Raw genomic sequence first — 18,123 nt, 5'->3', positions numbered from 1 at the left:
GTCAGTGTGCAGAACGCATGCTGACGGTATTGCATGTTATGGAAAAACTATGGAGAAAACTAAGAAATCAAACAACCCCGTTGAAATATTCATGCATGGCCTGATGTTCATCTTCGGCATGATGAGCGTCGCCTTCGTTCTGTTTATTTCGATCTTCCTGATTGTTTCCGGTGTTCCGGCAATCGGAACGATCGGCATCAAGGATTTCCTGTTCGGAACGGTATGGGCTTCAACGGCGGCTGACCCGAAATTCGGCATCCTGCCGTTTATTCTGACCTCGTTCTGGGGCATGGCCGGTGCCATCATCCTGGCAGTTCCGATCGGCCTTCTCTGTTCGGTCTACCTGTCCAAAATTGCAAAACCGAAGGTTGCTGCAGTCATTCGTTCTGCAGTCGAACTGCTTGCTGGCATTCCTTCTGTCGTCTATGGTCTTGTCGGCATGATCGTGCTGGTCCCGTTTGTCATCAAGGTATTCCATGTCGCAAATGGCTCCTGCATGCTGACCGCAATCCTGGTGCTTGCCGTCATGATTCTTCCTTCCATCATCAGTGTTTCGGAAACTGCACTGAATGCAGTCCCGAAGGAATATGAAGAAGCCAGCCTGGCACTAGGCGCTACGTATACGGAGACCGTATTCAAGGTTTCATTCCCTGCCGCCAGAAGCGGTATCGCTGCTGCGATCGTGCAGGGCGTCGGCAGAGCCATCGGCGAAGCAATGGCTGTCATGATGGTTTCCGGCAACGTTGCCAATATGCCGTCTTTGTTCCAGAGTGTCCGTTTCCTGACCACGGCAGTTGCATCGGAAATGAGCTATGCAAGCGGCCTTCAGAAACAGGCTCTGTTTTCCATCGCACTGGTTCTGTTTATCTTCGTCATGCTGATCATGTTCATTCTGAACTTCATGATCAAGCGGGACAAGAAATGAGGAGGATGATGATCTATGTCTGAAAAGAAATCGCAGGCAGAGGAACGCATTGATACGATTTCCTCTGCCCGCAAAAACAAGATCAGGGCGCTGAACTTCCTGATGGTTGCTTCCTTCGTGATCATTCTGGCCATCCTGATTCTGATCATCGGGTATATCCTCTGCCGGGGCATTCCGTATGTCACCTGVGAGATGCTGAGCACGGAGCCGAGTGTTCTGAAGAATACGTACGGCATTCTTCCGAATATTCTGAATACGCTCTACATTGTCATCATCACGCTGATCATCGTGCTTCCGATCGGCGTCGGCGCAGCCATCTACCTGAATGAATACGCCAGAAACAAGAAGATCGTCAGAATGATCGAATTCGCTACCGAGACGCTGTCGGGTATTCCTTCGATTATCTACGGTCTTGCCGGAATGCTGATCTTCTGTCAGTTCTTCGGACTGGGAACGGGCATGCTTGCAGGATCTATGACCCTGGTCATCATGACTCTTCCTACCATCATCCGCACCACCCAGGAAAGTCTCAAGACCGTTCCGAACAGCTATCGCGAAGGCTCCCTTGCGATGGGGGCTGGCAAATGGCACATGATCCGCACTGTCGTCCTCCCTTCGGCAATTGACGGAATCGTGACCGGCTGCATTCTTGCAGTAGGACGTGTCGTCGGTGAATCTGCAGCACTGCTCTTCACGGCCGGCATGGCAAATAAGATCGTCTCCTTCGGAAGAGCTATTACGCCAGGCACTTCCGGAGCCAGCCTCACGGTGGCATTGTATATGTATGCAATGGAGCGCAACCAGGTCAATGTTGCCTTCGCAATCGCTGTCATCCTGCTGCTATTGACGTTCCTGATCAATTTTGCAGCAAAGCTGGTAGCCTATAAACTCAAGAAGAAAGTAGAACAGTAAAGCAATGGAAGAAAACAGCAAAACAAATGAGCCGATCATCACGGTCAGGAATCTGAATCTCTGGTATGGTGATCACCAGGCTCTGAAGGATATCAATCTTGATATCGAAGAACATAAGATCACGGCACTGATCGGTCCATCGGGCTGCGGCAAATCTACTTTTATGAGATGTCTCAACCGGATGAATGATCTGATTGAAGGATGCAAGGTCGAAGGAGATGTCCGTCTCAGAGGAATTGATATCTACAATGACATGGATGTGAACGTGCTCCGCAAGCGGGTCGGCATGGTATTCCAGAAAGCAAATCCGTTCCCGATGAGCATCTATGACAACATCGCATATGGTCCGCGTGTCCACGGCATCAAGGATAAGAAGACGCTCGATGAGATCGTTGAGCGTTCGCTGACCGGCGCAGCTATCTGGGACGAAGTCAAAGATCGTCTCAGAAAGAATGCATTAGGTCTATCCGGCGGCCAGCAGCAGCGTCTCTGCATTGCAAGAGCCCTGGCAGTGGAACCGGAAGTTCTCCTGATGGATGAGTCTACCTCTGCACTCGATCCGATCAGCACAGGCCGTATTGAAGACCTCTGCATTGAACTCAAGAAGAAATATACGATCGTCATCGTCACTCATAACATGCAGCAGGCAGTCCGCATCAGCGACAACACCGCGTTCTTCTTGCTCGGCGATCTGATCGAGTATGGCAAGACGGACGACATCTTCTCCAACCCGAAGAACAAGAAGACAGAAAACTATATCACCGGAAGGTTCGGATAAAAACAATATGCGTACCAGATTTGATAATGAACTGAAAGAACTTGAGAACTCCATGACCGAGATGGGAAACATGTGCGAGGAGAGCATCTCGCTCTGCCTTGATGCATTGTTTACCGGCAACCGCAAGACCGCAGGCGAAGTGATTGTCAATGTCTCGGCAATCTCCAGGGAAGAGCGTGATATCGAAGCACTCTGCCTGAAGCTGCTCATGCAGCAGCAGCCAGTCGCTACGGACCTCAGAGTGATCTCTTCTGCATTGAAAATGGTCTCTGATATGGAACGGGTCGGCGATCAGGCTGGGGAAATCTCAGAGATCGTGATCACCGAAAATCTCTCTGCAGCAAATGATATCCTGAATCTGAAGAAGATGGGTACCGCTGCGAGCAAGATGGTGAGCAATGCCATCAGTGCCTTCACGAAACGCGATGCGGATCTTGCCAGAAGCGTGATCGCAGATGATGATATCGTGGATGAATGCTTCTCAAAGGCAAAGAAGAAGCTCGTGGAAATCTATGATAACCGTGAAGCAAACATGGAGTATGCACTGAATCTTCTGATGATTGCCAAGTACTTCGAAAGAATCGGCGATCATGCGGTGAACATTGCTCAGTGGGCAATCTTCGCAATCACCGGTGTGAGAGAAGGCAATACCAACTGAATTGAAATGAAGAAAGCAGGACTTTCCCTGCTGATGGCGTAAACCTACTTGAAATAGGCATACGCTTTTTTTACCTCAAGTCACATTTTTTGAATTGGAAACATTCTGAAATAAACATATTTGTTGAACAAATAAATAATTTTATTTACTCTTATGATATCAGAGGAAATGAAAATGCGGATTGATGATGAATTGAAAATCCTCGCTGTAAAAACCGGAATGACTTTGACAGAGATGGGGAGAAGAATGGACAAATCCCCGCAGGCATTCAGCCAGAAAATCAAGAGAGGCAGTTTCACGCTGGATGACATGCAGGATATTGCGCTGGCAACTGGATGCAGTTTTGAGTGTGCTTTCGTACTTCCTGATGGAGAGCGCATTGAGATCGGAGGAAGAAAATGATCCGATATATAGAAGGCGATATGTTTAAAAGCCCGGCTCAGGTTCTTGTAAATACTGTGAATACTGTTGGCGTTATGGGCAAAGGCGTTGCACTCGAATTCAAGAAGCGTTATCCGGATATGTTTCAGGCATATAGGGAGGTGTGCGATAAGCGGAAACTGAAAATAGGAACATTGATGCTTTTTTATGAACCTGATCATTGGGTCCTTCTCTTTCCTACCAAGGAAAACTGGAGAAACCCTTCTCGTATTGAATATATTGAAGCCGGTCTAGCAAAATTCCGCAGAACTTATGCAGAAAAGGGAATCACTTCTGTTGCATTTCCAAGACTTGGATGCGGAAACGGTGAACTGAACTGGTCTGATGTCCAGCCAGTCATGGAGAAATTTCTGCAGGACTTGCCGATTGATGTCTATGTCTACCTCGGAATGGGAACGGATCCATTTCCAGAGCATAAGAATCAGGAAAAAACGGTTGACTGGCTGAGACATAACGCGAAAGATATGTCTTTTCAAGGATTAGAAGATGATATCCGATATAACTGTTCCATCGTTCCATATCATTTTTCCTCTGATCGATCAGATTGGTGTGTGCTCTGGAAAGAAGGTTTGGCATTCGAAAAAAATGGCAAAGACAAAGAGCAGGTGCTCGTAGACGAAGATTCATTTTTTGAAATCTGGTCGGACCTTCGCAGCAATGGGATTGCTGCTAGAAGAACAGCAGGGTCTCTTGAGCGCCTTGTAATGGATCTGCTGCTTTCGCTGGGCTACCTCTCAGAAATCAGAATCTCGGATGGAAAAACAGGAGAAAAGACAGAAGGGTACCAGATAAACTCAGGAGAAGGAAGAGTTTATGACCTGAAAGGACGAAGTGATGAGCTATCAGGAAATCATTCTGAAAAATGAAGAATTTGCTCTGGTAAAGTGGTGGCCCCATTATGCGTATCATTACACTGATATACGGAATGCAATCAGCATTTTGGAGAGCGGGATGCTTTACAGCCGGATGCAGGCAGTAGAACTGCAAGTCATGCAGAACGATAATGCCAGCCGTCAGGTGATTGATATGACGGAACAGAGAACAACTTCCTATGTGAGGTTCTATTTCCGCCCCTTAACGCCAACTCAATATCACAATGAAGGATTCAAGCATCGTGATCTTCGCTATGATGGAGATCCGAATGCAAATGTTCCGGTTCCCATTTTCTTCTTTTTCTATCTGGACAAATTGCTATCTGATCCGAATACATCCTTTTCAGAGGGATCTGAAGCAGGAAGAGGATGTCCATTGCTGCAGGGAGAAGAAGAGTTTTCACGGCTGGATTTCCGGATGATCTACAGAAATGGACCTTTTCTGTCCGAGGATGTGGACAGAAAAAGAGAAAGATCTCTGAGACAGTCTGAAATTGTTTATCCTGACAGATATCAGATTGAGCATTCTCTTGCTGGAATCGTCTGCCGCAATGCAGAAGAGAAAACTACATTTCTGAATCTGCTCAAAGATAGAAGCAACAAGCTGTTTTGCTACTGGGGGCCTAGAGTCAGAGTGATCAATCCAGGACTTTTTTACAATAATGGATTGTTTATTGAAAAATGTTCTCTTCATGACCGGGATTTCAGCATCTCTTTTTCTGACGCATATCCAAGAAAGAAATTTGCTGCCGGAAAGTTGAAAGACTATCGGGTAAATGCCTGCGTGCAGTTTGAATGGTTGCGCGGAAATGAAATAGTGAATCGGAAGGAATTTGAACTCGGCGTTGACTATCTGAATGCCAGACCTATTGTTTTTCATGGAGTACCAGAGGTCAGAAAAGCTCGCGAATTATCAGTAAAGGTATTCCTGGATAATCAGCTGATGAGCTATCAGAAATTTTTTCTGGGACATGTAGAATATTGATTGGCATCAGAAGACATTAGATAGCTTCTGACTTTGAGATCTGACGATTTCTTCCAAATCCTGAATTATTTCTGAAAATAGGGATCTGCATGATTCATCAGGTCAGAAGAGCGTCGAATAATGCATGAAGCGTTCATTTGGAAAAAATGAGGCAACACATTTCAGAGAAGAACAGAAATTCTGGGGAGTAAATCAAAACGGTTATCAGTTATCAGTTTCATGTCACACGGCTGATCCAGATGGATCATTACCTGAGCGTAGAGCCCTTTTCTTCACCAGGAGAAAATCACATGCTGTTAGAGTTCAGAAATAAAATTACAAATCATTTGCGGATGAAACAATCTTTTCCATGATTCCTGCCCCAAGGTAGACTGGACTTGATTACAGCGTACTGACAGCGCATGCCGGCTCTTCAAAATACAAGAGACTCTGCTCTGCAGTGATTTACCGTCCGAACGCTTCCGGTAAAACAAATCTGATCGGGGCAATGGATACCTTTAAGTCCATTGTGCTGCGCAGAAATATCCTTGAGGCAGAGCAGACAGGTATGAACGCAGCTGAGGCTGTGCTTGAGATGATCCCGAATTTCAGAGAACCTCAGACTCCGACTGAGTTTTCAATTTGGCTCAGTCTAAATTCTTGTTGATGAGGAGGAGATAAGTTTAAGGTAGAGAACAAAAAAGGATCTCTTGTACAAGAACCAATGTTTGATTTCCGAGCAGAAACATCGCCGATCTTGTAATACATGATTGCATGCCACCTCTTCCTGCAGAACCCTCCTAATCAATATACCATTCCCATGGAATCCCTCTGCAGTCATATTTCCGGATCCTGAAGTCCTCTGCGCAAGAGCCAATCCTGTCCGTTCAGTGCTAAACTGAATGCAGGAAAACAGGAGGAGAATCAGGAGATGGCATTGAAGTGCAGAGCCTGCAGGGAATGCAATGGCATTGCCTGCCGAGGAGAAATACCAGGAGTCGGAGGGAAGGGGACCGGCAGCAGTTTTATCCATAATGTGGAAGCACTGGCGCGCATCCGGATCAATATGGATGTATGTGCGGAACCATCTGAAATATCCACTGAAGCAGAATTACTAGGCATGAAGCTTTCGATGCCGGTCTTTGCGGCACCATGTGCGGGCATTCAGAATAACTACGGAGATGACATCAGCGAATATGACTATTCCTGCCAGCTTCTTGATGCCTGCGAGAGCCTTGGCATCAGAGGCTTCACCGGTGATGGAATTGATCCGGTCAATCTGTTTCAGAAGCCTGCCCAGGCCGTCAATGACCATCATGGCCATGGCATCGTCACGATCAAGCCATGGGTTCAGAAAGGCATTGAAGAACGGATTCATCTGCTGGAAGGATTATCCTTTGAAGCAGCTGCCATGGATATCGACGCGGCCGGACTGCCTTTATTGAGAGCCGGGAAGACCCCGGTGGAAACCAAGACTGCTGCATCCCTTAGGAAGGTGAAGCAGGCATTAGGAGGAAAGCCATTCATCGTGAAGGGGGTCATGACGGTGCATGCGGCAGAAACTGCCATCGAAGCGGGGGCTGATGCGATCGTCGTGTCCAACCATGGCGGCCGAGTGCTCGATGGTACGCCAGGAACGGCAGAAGTGCTGCCGGAGATTGCGGATGCAGTGAAAGGAAAGGTCACGATTCTGGTTGATGGCGGCATCCGTACGGGCAATGATATCTTCCGCTGTCTTGCACTTGGCGCTGATGGTGTTCTGATCGGCAGACCGTTCGCATTATCGATTGTGCAGGGCGGAAGCGCGCAGATGATTGCGCTTGGAAAGAGGCTTCAGGATGAGCTTGCTGAAACAATGCGCATGACCGGATGCAGTACCCTTGCACAGATTGACAGAATAAAGATCAGGTATTGAAATAAATTTCATCACAAGTGTAATTTGTTTACATTGTGAGGGCGAAAGGATATAATGTATCTGTGTGTTGAGAGGTAATGCATGGCAGAATATGAAAATAACGCGTACTTCTGGCAGAAACTGGATACTCTGTACCTTTCGAGCCAGCTGAAGATCACGCGCAGAAAAGGGGAATCGCATCCGGAATTCCCGAACCTTGTCTATCCGGTTGAATATGGTCATCTGGAAGACACAAACGGGGAGCCCGAGGGAGTTTCCGTGTATCTCGGCAGCGGCAATCATTATGCAATCACTGCATTGATCGTGGCTGCAGATATCCTGAAGAAGACTCTGGATGTCAAGATCCTGACCGGCTGCACGCCGGAAGAAGAGCAGCTGGTGCTGCGATTCCTGAATCAGACGGAATACCAGAAGACCGTTCTGATCCGCAGGGGTACTGAAATCCCGAACTGGGGCGAAAGCGATAGCTGAGCAGAAAGAGACTTGGAATACAGTCTCTTTTATTATGAAAAGATGTTTCCGGAGGGAAACACCTTGTTTACTGCAGATGCTTGAGTTTGGAGATGCGGCGGCGCAGCAGGTTGCTGAGCGCTTCAATGCGATGATCGCTGATCCTTGTGACTTCCTGGAACGATGCCAGTTTCCTCTCATAGGCTTCCGGCAGATCATCAAGAACCGAGAAATCAAATCTGCCCGGATTCATGATCAGTTCGCCTAATTCATCATGGCGGAAATGCTTGCGGCTGAAGAGCTTGCAGTCTTCATGCGTTTCTTCATAAGGAAGCTCATCCGTGCCGGTGAAGCATCCCATCGCACTGCCGGTATCAAAGATCGGGGCAAGATCTATCCACTGATTCGTATCTGCATTGACGAGAATTCCGAAGTTCTGATTATGCCGGTCGCTGTTCAATAGCAGGAAGTCCAGGATGAGCATCTCATCAAACTTGTCGTCCACATCGGTGATGCCATGCTGCTCCAGAAGTTCCAGGAAACAGTCAATCTCCGATTCTCCGGAAGGAATCTTCAGCGTCTTCATCGCATCTCTGGCCGGAACGAGATCTGTATGCAGATTCAGCATCTCAGGACATACGCTCACGATCTGATTCTCATACGTTTCAACTCGGTATGGTACTGCGTAGATGCCAAGCCGCTTGGCTGCCTGCCAGGCCAGCCATTCATTGAACGGTTCTTCCTGGTATCTCGTGACGCTTCCCTTGAGCAGGAACAGCTTATTATCTCTTCTGACCCAGGCTTTTCGATGAAAACCGCAGAGCGTATTGCCTGGCGTACGGAGGGCAGTATCCTGGGGCTGAAAGTCCATCTGCCGGAACATGGATCTGGCAAATCCCTCCTGATCAAACGAACGATGAAAATAATTCAGCTCTTCATATGAAGCATTCACCCGCTCCTGTCTGAGCCAGTAGTGATCACTTAATGACAGCCCGAATTCTTCTTCCAGAAGATCCAGACGGTCTGCAACGCCAAGCCGCTTCAGCAGCCGCTTGAGATCTACCCGGTAATCCGGAATGCCTCTCCATACCCACCAGTCATTCAGAAGATCAAGGGAAATGGAGCCCTTCACGAAAGTACCTACAGGATAGTGCGACGCATCATGAACTTCCGTGATCTTCCGGAACGTATGCGTCTGAGGAGAGTATTCCGCCGAGAGAACGGCTTTGTCTTTGTGCATCAGCACGTATTTTCTGTTCCCGAACACGCCTATATCCTAACGGATAAAACGGGTTCATACAATCAGAAAAACCTGCAGATTCAATCTGCAGGCTCACCGATGAAATCATAATTCAGGTCTTCCGGGTCAAACTTCGTGATCAGTTTCAATGCAAACTGCTTTGCGTCTTCCAGCTGTTCCGGAAGATCTCTGGAATCCGTGACACCAGGCTGACCTGGTACTTCTCTTGCCTCATGGTTCGGGTTCAGCAGCGGAAGAACAGATGGATCTTTTTCATCCAGCATCATCGCACTGATCATATGCGGCTGCTTTGCCAGGGTTTCCAGACGGATGACCGTATGGTATTTCGCACTGCTTCCAGGTGCAATCATCTTCGTGAAGGTTGAGACATCATGGCAGGAATCTTCAAAACGCTTGGCTGGAATCTCCATGCCATAGACGGTATGGAACAGTCCTTCATAGAGCGTTCCGATCGCTTCTGCAGCAGAATCAGATACCTTCACATCTTTGAATACCCGGTAGCTCTTCTTTTCTTTCTGAAGCACCCAGGCATCGAGTTCTGCTTCAATGCGGAAGTGGGCTTCTCCTTCAAAGGTACCGACTGTATCATGGATCTTCTTCGCTTCCCGGTTGATGTGCGGGTGCATCTTCGAGTCCAGGGCATAATGGGTCATAAACCCATAGAAATAGCTCTTCAGCACACCGCTTGAAGCACAGTGTGTGTGCAGATAGAGGATTGCTTCTCTGACCTTTGTGTGATGCATCATATTTCCGTACTTCGACAGGGAACCAGGCAGGACATAAGCCCTGGAAAAGAACATATAGTCCGGTCCCTGGGAGCCAAGAAAATAAGCATGGGGATCAGTGATCTCCTGCTGAATCGAAAATGGAAGGGAATTATAGACCTTCCGGGCAAATTCTGTATGGGTTGTTGCGGCTGGCATGCGCTCCTCCTCAGTAAGTAAAGCGGGCAAGCCTCATGTGCATGAACGCAAGTCCCTGGGGAATGCGGCGCACCTGGCGGCTGCTCCATTCAATGGACGCACAGTACTTGTCTGCTGCTTCCACGATCATGCCTTCCTTCGTTTTCGGCATGCCTGGGCAGCTCGGCCACATATGGTGCAGAATGCAGTCCTCTATGATCGGGTCTACCTCGAAATGCTGCTTCGCATTCTGAAGGGCAATCACCGGATGCACGGCACAATGACGTCCGCGGATCGGCTGTTCTCCTTTATGCTGGTCATACAGATAGAAATCATGGAGCATCGCTCCTCTGGTGGCCGAACGATAGTTCAGACCCTGTTTCTTCGCCCAGAGGTAAGTATACCATGCCACATTCACGCAATGCTGGAAGCGCGTTGTGGAGTAGTGGTGCGTATAATGGCGCAGGCGCTGGTAATCCGGATCTGCATAGATATCGGAAGTGATTCTCAGAAACTCCATTGCGGCTTCATCATCCGCATCCAGAAATGTCCTTCTGGAACCTATTACTTTTGTCATCGTTTCCAGTTTAATCAGAAATCGTGAAGGTGCAATACAGCTTAAGCAAAATTCAGGTTCAGGATTCCTGCTCGATCTGATCCCGGAAAAATTCGAATTCCTGTCTCAGGAACGCAATCGATTTTTCGGAATTTCTTCCTGATAAGGTGTCCAGAAACTGTGCTTCCAGGTCAATGCACTTCTTCGCTCCGAGTGCGCGGATCGCATCCTGCCAGTAGCTCAATGTCACATTCCGGAACGAATTGAACATCATCGACAGAATGAAGTTTCCGGAAAGCACGCAGATCTCATGATGAAACTCAAAGAACGAACCCGCCAGCTGAACATCATCTGGCTGTTCTGCTTCCGCAATTGCTCTGGCACAGGAGAGGTATTCCTTCAGGGTTTCCTCGAAGGGATCATTCTGTTCCAGCAGCAGTTCAATCGCTCTTCCTTCAATGGCAAGCCGCATATCAAGCAGTTCCTGCATATGATCTTTTGCAAAGCGATCTCTGCTGAAGGTAATCAGGTAATTCAGAGTCTCGATATTCCCGTTTTTCAGATAGTCTTCGACATACGTTGCGTGGCGGGCATTCGTCCGGATGAAGCCCATCCGTTCCAGTTCTTCCATTGCAAGGTGCACTGCAGAACGGGAAATCTTTGCCTCACCAGCAAGTTCCCGTTCGGTCGGAAGACGATCGCCTGGCTTCAGCTTTCCATCCAGAATCTCTGAAGCAATCTGATTCAGGAACTGATCTTTCAGGTGCTTTTTTCCAGTTTCTTTCTGATCCATGGCTTCCTCCGAGGCTTGTTAACCGGAAGAAGCTTATCACATGTTTGACAGTTTGTGCATCTGATCACTATACTGACTGTGGTTAAACCACAAGGAGGAACAGATGGCATTCTATAGAGATCATTATGATGTCATCGTCATCGGCGGAGCACTTGCAGGAATGAGCTGCGCCATGAAGCTGGCATCAGAAGGAAAGTCCGTTCTGATTCTCGAACGGCATAATCTTCCCGGAGGCGTCGCAACCTCCTTTGTCAGAAGCGGCGTGGAGATGGAAGCCACTCTGCATGAGATGATGTCGATCGGACCGGCAGATCATCCATTATTCATGCGGAAGTATCTTGAAGAGATGGGCGTCGTGATTGACTGGCTGCGGGTACCGGAAGCCTATACGCTCGTCTCTGAAGAAGATCAGATCAATATTGAACTTCATGCTGGAAAGAACCTGGATGGATCCTGGATTGCGGCAGATGAGATTGACCAGCAGTATCCAGGCACCAGAAAAGAAGTCAATGCACTGCTGGATCTCTGCGAGAAGGTGTATCAGTCTGTAGTCTATCTGAATGAACACTCCCTCAGCAAGCTGCAGATGCTGAGGCAGCATGAGGAACTTGTGAAGACTGCAGGCTATTCCGCAAAAGAAGTCATTGATCAGACCACGCATCTGCCTGAAGAGGTGAAGAAGATTCTCAGTGCCTACTGGATCTATGTCGGTCAGCCGATGAACTCTCTTCCATTCACGATCTATGCATTCCTGATGGGCGACTATATGAGCGGCGGCAGCTATGTGGCAAGGGGCTTCTCGCATGAGATGGCATGTGCGATGGCAGATGCCTGCATGAAGAAGGGGGTTCAGATCGAATACGGCCAGGAGGTGGAGAAGATCCTCGTGAAGGATCATCAAGCCTATGGCGTAAAAACGAGAAGAGGGGATGAGATCCATGCGGATTACATCGCCTCAGGACCATATCCGGATGTCGTATTCGGAAAGATGGTCGAACCGCAGAGCGAAGTTCCTGTCGAGGCAAGAAAGTATGCCAATGCGATGCCGTTAAGCGTCAGCTGCTTCTCCGTGGTACTGATGCTGGACCAGAAGCCAGAAGACCTGAATATTCACAGCTATTCTGTTTTCTCTTCCGAAAAGGCTATGGATACCGCGGAGTTCTGGAAAGAAGGAAAGCATCTTGGAAACTGGAGCTATCTCACGACGATCTGTCTGAACTATGCAAATCCGGAAGCAGTCCCTGAAGGTAAAACTTCTCTTTCGATCACGAATCTCCCGCTGGCGGAATGCTTTGCACATGTCACTGCAGACAATTACTTTGAGACCAAGCGGACAATCGCATCACAGATGATCGATCAGGTATCAAGGAGACTCGGAGTCAATCTGAAGGATCATATCATCGATATCGAAATTGAAACTCCGGTCACGATCTCGCATTATACCGGTGCCTACCGCGGCAGCATCTACGGCTATCAGCATACTATGTCCAACAGCATCGTGGCGCGCCTGGAAGATGCAGGGAAAGACAACAATCTGATCTCTCATCTTGTCTGGTGTTCTTCTGCTCAGCTGGCAGGCGATGGCATGGCCGTCAATATCAATAACGGAAAGATCGCTGCCCAGATCATTCTCACGGAAATGAAGGAGGCTGCCTGAAATGAAAGTCAGAGGATTGATTCGTGATGTCACAGGTGCTTCCCGGGTAACCAGGGCAAGAAGGAACCTGATTGCCAGCGGCAGCAGCGAGAATCATTATTCCGATCCGATCCGGGAGCTTGCAGAAGAAGTGCATCCGGAAGTCACCAGAGTCCGGGTGGTGAAGGTTGAAGATGTTTCTTTGACCGCCAGGATGTTCACCTTTGAAGCATGCGAAGGCGATAAGCTTCCGCCGTTTCAGGCAGGCCAGTACTGCTCCCTTGATCTGAAGATCAATGGGACCATCACGACAAGACCATATTCCATCTGCTCTGCACCATATCAGGCAAGACAGAACGATCATCCGTTCTTTGCCTTGACGATCCGCAATGGAAAACCGAACGAAGGATTTGCGTCAAGCTGGCTGTATGAACACGTGAAACCAGGAGATGAATTCAATGCCCATCTGCCATTCGGACAGTTCTATTACGAACCATTGAGGGATGCGAAGCATCTCATCGCTTTAGCAGGAGGCAGCGGCATCACGCCATTCTTCGCCATGGCTCAGGAAATCGCACATGGCACCATGGATGCAGATCTGACTATTCTCTATGGCTCCAGAAACACCAAGGATATCATCCTGGAACAGCAGCTTGCTGCAGTGGCAGAACAGTGTTCCCGGGTCAGGTTCATCAACGTGATCTCCGACGAACCGGATTACGAAGGAGAAAAGGGCTTTCTGAATGCAGATCTGATCCGGAAATACAGCGGATCAGAAGACTGCACGTACTTTGTCTGCGGCCCGCTCCCGATGTATCAGTTTGTTTCCGGGGAGCTGAAGAAGCTGGAAATTCCGGAACGGAGAATCCGCTTTGAAGTATTCGGGGCTCCGCGCGATATCACAAAAGCAGAAGGATACCATGGCGATTCTTCCAGAGTCTGGAAATGCACCGTATGCAGAGGACTGGAAGAACAGGTCATTGAGGCAAAGGCATCGGAACCGCTGGCAGCAGCCCTGGAGCGGGCAGGAATCCCGAATCATACGAGATGCCGCAGCGGTGCATGCGGCTACTGCCGCTGCCAGCTGCTGGAAGGAGACGTATTCATTCCGTCTGAAGGCGATGGCAGAAGATACGCCGACCGCAAGTTCGGCTATGTGCATGCATGTTCAACCTGGCCGCTGTCCGATGTGAAGATCCGTATCATCATTCAGTGAGTCAGAAAACTGCATGCGGCAGCTTGGGGCTCATAAGGCAGCAAAGCTCAAACACTGAAGCTGATAAACTATCTGTCAGTTTTCAGCGTACTGAACACATTGCAAGCGCCAGGGCTCCGGGACGCAGTGTCATGATGGAGTTTATAGTACGATTTCCGATTTAGAGGAAAGCGGCGTAAATCCCAGGTGCTTCAGCCCTGGGATATAATCCGCTCGCCTTCCTTGTTCCTGCTAAAGTGGTCCATGCAGAAAGGACAGCACTCTGAAAATGCTGTCCTTTCTGGCGGGATCACTATGCAAAGGCTGCGCCGTTTCCAGGAACCTGATCTGCATTCTTATGATATCCCGGGAATTGCAGGCAGTCTCTTAATGGACAGAATCAGCAATTTTCTTCATTCTTGCCGCAAGGCCATGAGCTTTCTTCACAGGCAATGAGCAGCAGGCAACCCGGATGCCTTTATTGACGAGGACTGTGTAGATATGATTCTTCATCAGTTCCGCGTGGATACGTTCTGCCCGGTCATTATCTTCGACTTTGATCGTGACGAAGAAGCCTTCCTTGTACGGATAGGTCTCCAGACCGCATTCTTCTGCTTCCTTCAGGAATACAGAGCTGCGCTCTTTCATGAGATCGATGTATTTCTGCTTTTCCTTCAGGAAGGTATCGCGTTTCTCCGTGACAACCCAGACGAAGTTCTTCATGGCCGCATTCGGAATGTTGGACCAGGTTGCTCTGGCGTTCTTCTCAAAGACGATCTCCGCATCGCGGACATCTGATTCCTGCTTTGCGACGATGACTGCGGCACCGCAGCGCAGTCCGTAGGAAGTCAGAGTCTTTGAACAGGAGAAGCAGATGACACCCATGACCTGATCGCTGAACTGATTGAAGCAGTCCATGTAAGCTCTCGAATGTGCCAGGTTGTAGGAATAGTCAATATAGGCAATATCATTCACGAGAATGACCGGACCGGTCTTTCCAGCTTCATTGAGCAGATCCGTTAATTCTTTCCATTCTTCGTCGGAAAGACTGTAGCCGGTCGGGTTATGACACGGGCTGTTGACGACCAGGACAATCCGATCCTGCGTCTTGTGCACTTCTTCAATCGCGTTCTTCACGGATGCGAGATTGAAATGGTCTCCCTCAAACATCTGATACTTCACGGTCTTCAGATTGTCCTGTGCGGCCATCAGGCTGTAGGAGCCCCAGGCAATATCCGGCAGGATCACGGTCTGACCTGCATCGAGAAATGTGACCATCGATGTGGAGACTGCACCGGTTCCGCCAGGCGTAGCGATGACGGAGTGGGGCAGATTCAGACTGCTTCCCTGAGTGACCCAGTCCCAGACTTCCTTGCGGTAATCCGGGTTTCCGGTGAAGCTGGAAGCGTATGCTGCTTTGGTGCGGTGATCGATCACATCGTAATGATCAAATACGGTATCAAAAGCAACTAGCTTTCCATCTTCTCCATACAAAGATCCGATGGTCGCATCGGTTACTGCATCTTCGCCATGTTCTGCTTTATCTTTTTTCGCCATGTCTGCAACCGCAAATACCGTATCCTTGATCGGTACGAGACTGGCTGTTTTCCGAGTGAATGCCATGGATGTGTTCTCCTTCTGTCCTGCTGTTCAGCGGGTGTTTTTCACATCTGCTGTTGCGATAATGATACACCCGATATGCTACAATGGAGCCATGGACGACGAGAAGAATTTCTGGAATGATACCGGCAGAATTCTGATCATCCTGGCCCTTGTCATCGCAAGCACCAGTCTGATCATGACCCTGCTGACCAAATCAATGGAAAAGAAGGAAGAAGCGGCAGCCATCTCTGCCTCTGCTTCGGCATACTGGCTGCCGGAAGAGACAACCAATGTCGTGAATGTCTTTGCGGCAGGAACCGTGAATACGACGATGCAGAGCTCTGATTATTCGGCTTGTGTGTCTTCGCTTTCAGAGATCATCAGCACTTCCGGCTTTTCTTCCTATCAGCAGGAATCGCTGATCGGCACAGATCTGCCTTCGCAATTCGGAGATGCGATGGTTTCTTCCGGCTTCAATCTGGTCGGACTTGCAAATCCGGCAAGTCTTGCCCATGGCAAGGATGGTATTGATTCCTCGATGGCATACTGGACCGATTCTTCGGCAATGACCAGCGGAACCAATACAAGCACGGATTCTCAGAATCAGCTGCGGATTGCAGAAGCGGATGGAGTTAGTGCAGCCTTCCTTTCTTTCACAGATCTTCTGGATGACCCGATTCCGGAGAATGAGAACTACCTCGTCAATGTGTATGATGATGAAAAATCGCCGCTGTTAGTAAACAAAGCGGCGCAGAATGCGGATATCGTGATTGTCTCGATCTTCTGGAATGGCGGCCAGGGCGCACTGCCGAATGACCGTCAGAAACAGATTGCGGAAGCCCTTGCCGGAGCGGGGGCTTCGGTGATTATCGGGAATGCCGAGAATGCAGTCCAGCCGGTGTGCTGGATTGATGATACGCTGGTGTTCTATTCGTTAGGCAATCTCTTGACAGATGAAATAGACAGCACGGACCGGATCGGAGCAATCGGCGCCGTGACGGTGACCGAAATCACTGCCGGAACGACGCATCGCATTGAACTGACGAACCCGAAAGTCGATCTGGTCGTCAGCTGCCCGCAGAGCGATGGCAGCGTTGTCGTCAAGCCGATCAGCGATGTGACTGAAGCAGAACTTCCGGATCGGGAAGGGCTGTATGACGGATACAGCCAGACCTTGAAGCGCATGGATGACAGCATCCGCATCGGCGGTCTCTATTAAGACTGCTTCATGATCCATCCGCGCTTCTGAAGCACCGGCAGCAGCAGTTTGAATAATGCGGCTAAGGCAAGCACCTCAAACGGCAGCAGGATCGTATTCTTTACGGCACTGCGGGCCAGATACCAGTAATAGCCCTTCGAATACAGGATTGCAGACCATAACGACCCGAGCAGCACATTGACCAGATAATTGTTCAATAGCTTGCTGAGGAATAAGCGCTGCCAGGTGATCTTCTTCTGATAGAGGAACAGCGAATAGATCAGTTCCCCCAGCATGGCAGTGATCGTATATCCGAAGAAGAACGCACCATCCGGAAACAGCACGAAGCTGACGAGATCTGTGACGGCACCGCTCACGATGCCGGCCGCCGGTCCCACGATGCTTGCCTCCAGGGCAACGATCAGAAACGAGATCGAGACTCTGAGGTTTTCCGAGACCGGAATGTAATACATGCTGAGCACGGTCTTCAGTGCGATCATGGCTGCCATCAGGGCCAGATACTTTGTCTGATGGAGCTTTTCTGCAGATGATTTCCAGAGATTCATAAAAGAGGACCCTCCTTTCCCGAATCGAACAAACGGAAAGAAGGTTCCTCTCTGTTTTTTCTGTCCGGGTTGGAACTGCCATCGCAAGAATGCTCTTTTCGTCCGCAAGATTATCCCTTGAACTCCTTGCGGCACTTTACGCGGCAGCTCTCGGTATCTTCTGATACCTTGTCACAAAGGGTACCACAACATGTCCGAAAATCAAGAAAAAACAGTCAGAACATGAAAAATACGATACAATTCGTATGCTATGAAAAAACTGATTGCTATTGCCCGGAACCAGGAAGAAGGCGAACGCCTTCTGAAAGCCGGCGCTGATGAAATTGCATATTCCCTGAAAGGCCACAGCTTCACCGGTCTTTGTTCGATCACGATTGATGAACTGCACGCATGCAGATCTTATTCTGTTTTTCTGAACCGGTTCTATTTCGAAGAAGATCTGGACAGTCTGAAAACAGTCCTGAACGAGCTTGATTCCATGAATCCGGAACATATCTAC

General features: G+C 48.9%; 19 protein-coding genes and 1 riboswitch. Of the genes, 13 read left to right on the top strand and 6 right to left on the bottom strand.

The genetic code is table 11. From position 1 onward, the window contains the following. Positions 1 to 49 precede the first annotated feature (49 nt). From pstC to FYJ51_RS09895, 9 genes are all read left to right on the top strand, one after another. Complete coding sequence (pstC, locus tag FYJ51_RS09935) at positions 50 to 925, top strand: phosphate ABC transporter permease subunit PstC (protein WP_105304875.1); 876 nt, start codon at positions 50 to 52, stop codon at positions 923 to 925. Positions 926 to 940: 15 nt separating this feature from the next. Next, complete coding sequence (pstA, locus tag FYJ51_RS09930; RefSeq protein ID WP_154505362.1) at positions 941 to 1,837, top strand: phosphate ABC transporter permease PstA; 897 nt, start codon at positions 941 to 943, stop codon at positions 1,835 to 1,837. A 4-nt stretch (positions 1,838 to 1,841) separates the two neighbouring features. Further along, entirely contained in the window at positions 1,842 to 2,615 is a 774-nt protein-coding gene (pstB, locus tag FYJ51_RS09925; RefSeq protein ID WP_105303352.1) for a phosphate ABC transporter ATP-binding protein PstB, read from the top strand. Positions 2,616 to 2,622: 7 nt separating this feature from the next. After that, entirely contained in the window at positions 2,623 to 3,273 is a 651-nt protein-coding gene (phoU, locus tag FYJ51_RS09920; protein ID WP_154505360.1) for a phosphate signaling complex protein PhoU, read from the top strand. A 246-nt stretch (positions 3,274 to 3,519) separates the two neighbouring features. Next, a complete protein-coding gene (locus FYJ51_RS09915) occupies positions 3,520 to 3,675 on the top strand; it encodes a hypothetical protein (protein ID WP_205946287.1) in 156 nt (51 codons plus the stop codon). After that, the gene (locus FYJ51_RS09910) at positions 3,672 to 4,580 is read left to right on the top strand and encodes a macro domain-containing protein (protein WP_154505358.1); all 909 of its coding nucleotides are present in this window, start codon (positions 3,672 to 3,674) and stop codon (positions 4,578 to 4,580) included. Before FYJ51_RS09915 ends, FYJ51_RS09910 begins: the two co-directional genes overlap by 4 nt. Continuing rightward, a complete protein-coding gene (locus FYJ51_RS09905) occupies positions 4,549 to 5,571 on the top strand; it encodes a DUF4433 domain-containing protein (protein WP_154505356.1) in 1,023 nt (340 codons plus the stop codon). Before FYJ51_RS09910 ends, FYJ51_RS09905 begins: the two co-directional genes overlap by 32 nt. A 910-nt stretch (positions 5,572 to 6,481) precedes the next feature. After that, positions 6,482 to 7,465, top strand: a complete 984-nt coding sequence (locus tag FYJ51_RS09900) for an alpha-hydroxy-acid oxidizing protein (RefSeq protein WP_154505354.1) — start codon at positions 6,482 to 6,484, stop codon at positions 7,463 to 7,465. Positions 7,466 to 7,546: 81 nt separating this feature from the next. Then, positions 7,547 to 7,936, top strand: coding sequence for an Inorganic pyrophosphatase (locus tag FYJ51_RS09895; RefSeq protein WP_105303358.1), 390 nt, complete (start codon positions 7,547 to 7,549; stop codon positions 7,934 to 7,936). A gap of 67 nt (positions 7,937 to 8,003) precedes the next feature. On the opposite strand, the gene FYJ51_RS09890 is transcribed toward FYJ51_RS09895, so the two are convergent. From FYJ51_RS09890 to FYJ51_RS09875, 4 genes are all read right to left on the bottom strand, one after another. Further along, positions 8,004 to 9,155 (bottom strand): HipA domain-containing protein, encoded by a 1,152-nt coding sequence (locus FYJ51_RS09890; protein WP_154505352.1) that lies wholly within the window; start codon positions 9,153 to 9,155, stop codon positions 8,004 to 8,006. Between the two features lie 80 nt (positions 9,156 to 9,235). Continuing rightward, a complete protein-coding gene (locus tag FYJ51_RS09885; protein ID WP_105303360.1) occupies positions 9,236 to 10,099 on the bottom strand; it encodes a zinc dependent phospholipase C family protein in 864 nt (287 codons plus the stop codon). Between the two features lie 10 nt (positions 10,100 to 10,109). After that, the gene (locus tag FYJ51_RS09880; RefSeq protein WP_235897277.1) at positions 10,110 to 10,655 is read right to left on the bottom strand and encodes an HD domain-containing protein; all 546 of its coding nucleotides are present in this window, start codon (positions 10,653 to 10,655) and stop codon (positions 10,110 to 10,112) included. A 58-nt stretch (positions 10,656 to 10,713) separates the two neighbouring features. After that, positions 10,714 to 11,427 (bottom strand): FadR/GntR family transcriptional regulator, encoded by a 714-nt coding sequence (locus tag FYJ51_RS09875; RefSeq protein WP_154505348.1) that lies wholly within the window; start codon positions 11,425 to 11,427, stop codon positions 10,714 to 10,716. A gap of 103 nt (positions 11,428 to 11,530) precedes the next feature. Between FYJ51_RS09875 and FYJ51_RS09870 the strand changes: the two genes are divergently transcribed. After that, positions 11,531 to 13,084: a phytoene desaturase family protein gene (locus FYJ51_RS09870; RefSeq protein WP_154505346.1), complete on the top strand. Its 1,554-nt coding sequence runs from the start codon at positions 11,531 to 11,533 to the stop codon at positions 13,082 to 13,084. 1 nt (position 13,085) lies between these two features. Continuing rightward, positions 13,086 to 14,279 carry an iron-sulfur cluster-binding domain-containing protein gene (locus tag FYJ51_RS09865; RefSeq protein WP_154505344.1) on the top strand — a complete coding sequence of 398 codons (1,194 nt, stop codon included), beginning with the start codon at positions 13,086 to 13,088 and terminating at the stop codon, positions 14,277 to 14,279. 366 nt (positions 14,280 to 14,645) lie between these two features. Here the strand turns inward: FYJ51_RS09865 and FYJ51_RS09860 are convergent, their stop codons facing one another. Beyond that, on the bottom strand, positions 14,646 to 15,881 hold the full coding sequence (locus FYJ51_RS09860) for a pyridoxal phosphate-dependent aminotransferase (RefSeq protein WP_154505342.1): 1,236 nt from the start codon (positions 15,879 to 15,881) through the stop codon (positions 14,646 to 14,648). Between the two features lie 91 nt (positions 15,882 to 15,972). Here FYJ51_RS09860 and FYJ51_RS09855 point away from each other — a divergent pair, with 91 nt between their 5' ends. Beyond that, positions 15,973 to 17,079, top strand: coding sequence for a CapA family protein (locus tag FYJ51_RS09855; protein ID WP_205946286.1), 1,107 nt, complete (start codon positions 15,973 to 15,975; stop codon positions 17,077 to 17,079). On the opposite strand, the gene FYJ51_RS09850 is transcribed toward FYJ51_RS09855, so the two are convergent. Continuing rightward, positions 17,076 to 17,624, bottom strand: a complete 549-nt coding sequence (locus FYJ51_RS09850) for a folate family ECF transporter S component (RefSeq protein WP_154505338.1) — start codon at positions 17,622 to 17,624, stop codon at positions 17,076 to 17,078. The genes FYJ51_RS09855 and FYJ51_RS09850 overlap by 4 nt on opposite strands. 72 nt (positions 17,625 to 17,696) lie before the next feature. Beyond that, a riboswitch (THF riboswitch) is annotated at positions 17,697 to 17,774 on the bottom strand. A 100-nt stretch (positions 17,775 to 17,874) separates the two neighbouring features. On the opposite strand from FYJ51_RS09850, the gene FYJ51_RS09845 reads away from it, so the two are divergent. Then, positions 17,875 to 18,123: hypothetical protein (locus FYJ51_RS09845; protein ID WP_154505336.1), on the top strand; the 249-nt coding region annotated here is incomplete at its 3' end.

Source organism: Stecheria intestinalis (assembly GCF_009696165.1).
In the GTDB taxonomy this organism is placed as follows: Bacteria; Bacillota_I; Bacilli_A; order Erysipelotrichales; family Erysipelotrichaceae; genus Bulleidia; species Bulleidia intestinalis.
The sequence above is the reverse complement of the archived record's forward strand: the minus strand, read 5'-3'. Positions and strand labels throughout refer to the sequence as shown.

Bases quoted from the DNA above. Each gene is read 5' to 3' on its own strand.
- pstC (WP_105304875.1), top strand. From the start codon at position 50: ATGGAGAAAACTAAGAAATCAAACAACCCCGTTGAAATATTCATGCAT.
- pstB (WP_105303352.1), top strand. From the start codon at position 1,842: ATGGAAGAAAACAGCAAAACAAATGAGCCGATCATCACGGTCAGGAAT.
- phoU (WP_154505360.1), top strand. From the start codon at position 2,623: ATGCGTACCAGATTTGATAATGAACTGAAAGAACTTGAGAACTCCATG.
- FYJ51_RS09915 (WP_205946287.1), top strand. From the start codon at position 3,520: ATGGACAAATCCCCGCAGGCATTCAGCCAGAAAATCAAGAGAGGCAGT.
- FYJ51_RS09910 (WP_154505358.1), top strand. From the start codon at position 3,672: ATGATCCGATATATAGAAGGCGATATGTTTAAAAGCCCGGCTCAGGTT.
- FYJ51_RS09905 (WP_154505356.1), top strand. From the start codon at position 4,549: ATGAGCTATCAGGAAATCATTCTGAAAAATGAAGAATTTGCTCTGGTA.
- FYJ51_RS09900 (WP_154505354.1), top strand. From the start codon at position 6,482: ATGGCATTGAAGTGCAGAGCCTGCAGGGAATGCAATGGCATTGCCTGC.
- FYJ51_RS09895 (WP_105303358.1), top strand. From the start codon at position 7,547: ATGGCAGAATATGAAAATAACGCGTACTTCTGGCAGAAACTGGATACT.
- FYJ51_RS09890 (WP_154505352.1), bottom strand. From the start codon at position 9,155: ATGCACAAAGACAAAGCCGTTCTCTCGGCGGAATACTCTCCTCAGACG.
- FYJ51_RS09885 (WP_105303360.1), bottom strand. From the start codon at position 10,099: ATGCCAGCCGCAACAACCCATACAGAATTTGCCCGGAAGGTCTATAAT.
- FYJ51_RS09880 (WP_235897277.1), bottom strand. From the start codon at position 10,655: ATGACAAAAGTAATAGGTTCCAGAAGGACATTTCTGGATGCGGATGAT.
- FYJ51_RS09875 (WP_154505348.1), bottom strand. From the start codon at position 11,427: ATGGATCAGAAAGAAACTGGAAAAAAGCACCTGAAAGATCAGTTCCTG.
- FYJ51_RS09870 (WP_154505346.1), top strand. From the start codon at position 11,531: ATGGCATTCTATAGAGATCATTATGATGTCATCGTCATCGGCGGAGCA.
- FYJ51_RS09865 (WP_154505344.1), top strand. From the start codon at position 13,086: ATGAAAGTCAGAGGATTGATTCGTGATGTCACAGGTGCTTCCCGGGTA.
- FYJ51_RS09860 (WP_154505342.1), bottom strand. From the start codon at position 15,881: ATGGCATTCACTCGGAAAACAGCCAGTCTCGTACCGATCAAGGATACG.
- FYJ51_RS09855 (WP_205946286.1), top strand. From the start codon at position 15,973: ATGGACGACGAGAAGAATTTCTGGAATGATACCGGCAGAATTCTGATC.
- FYJ51_RS09850 (WP_154505338.1), bottom strand. From the start codon at position 17,624: ATGAATCTCTGGAAATCATCTGCAGAAAAGCTCCATCAGACAAAGTAT.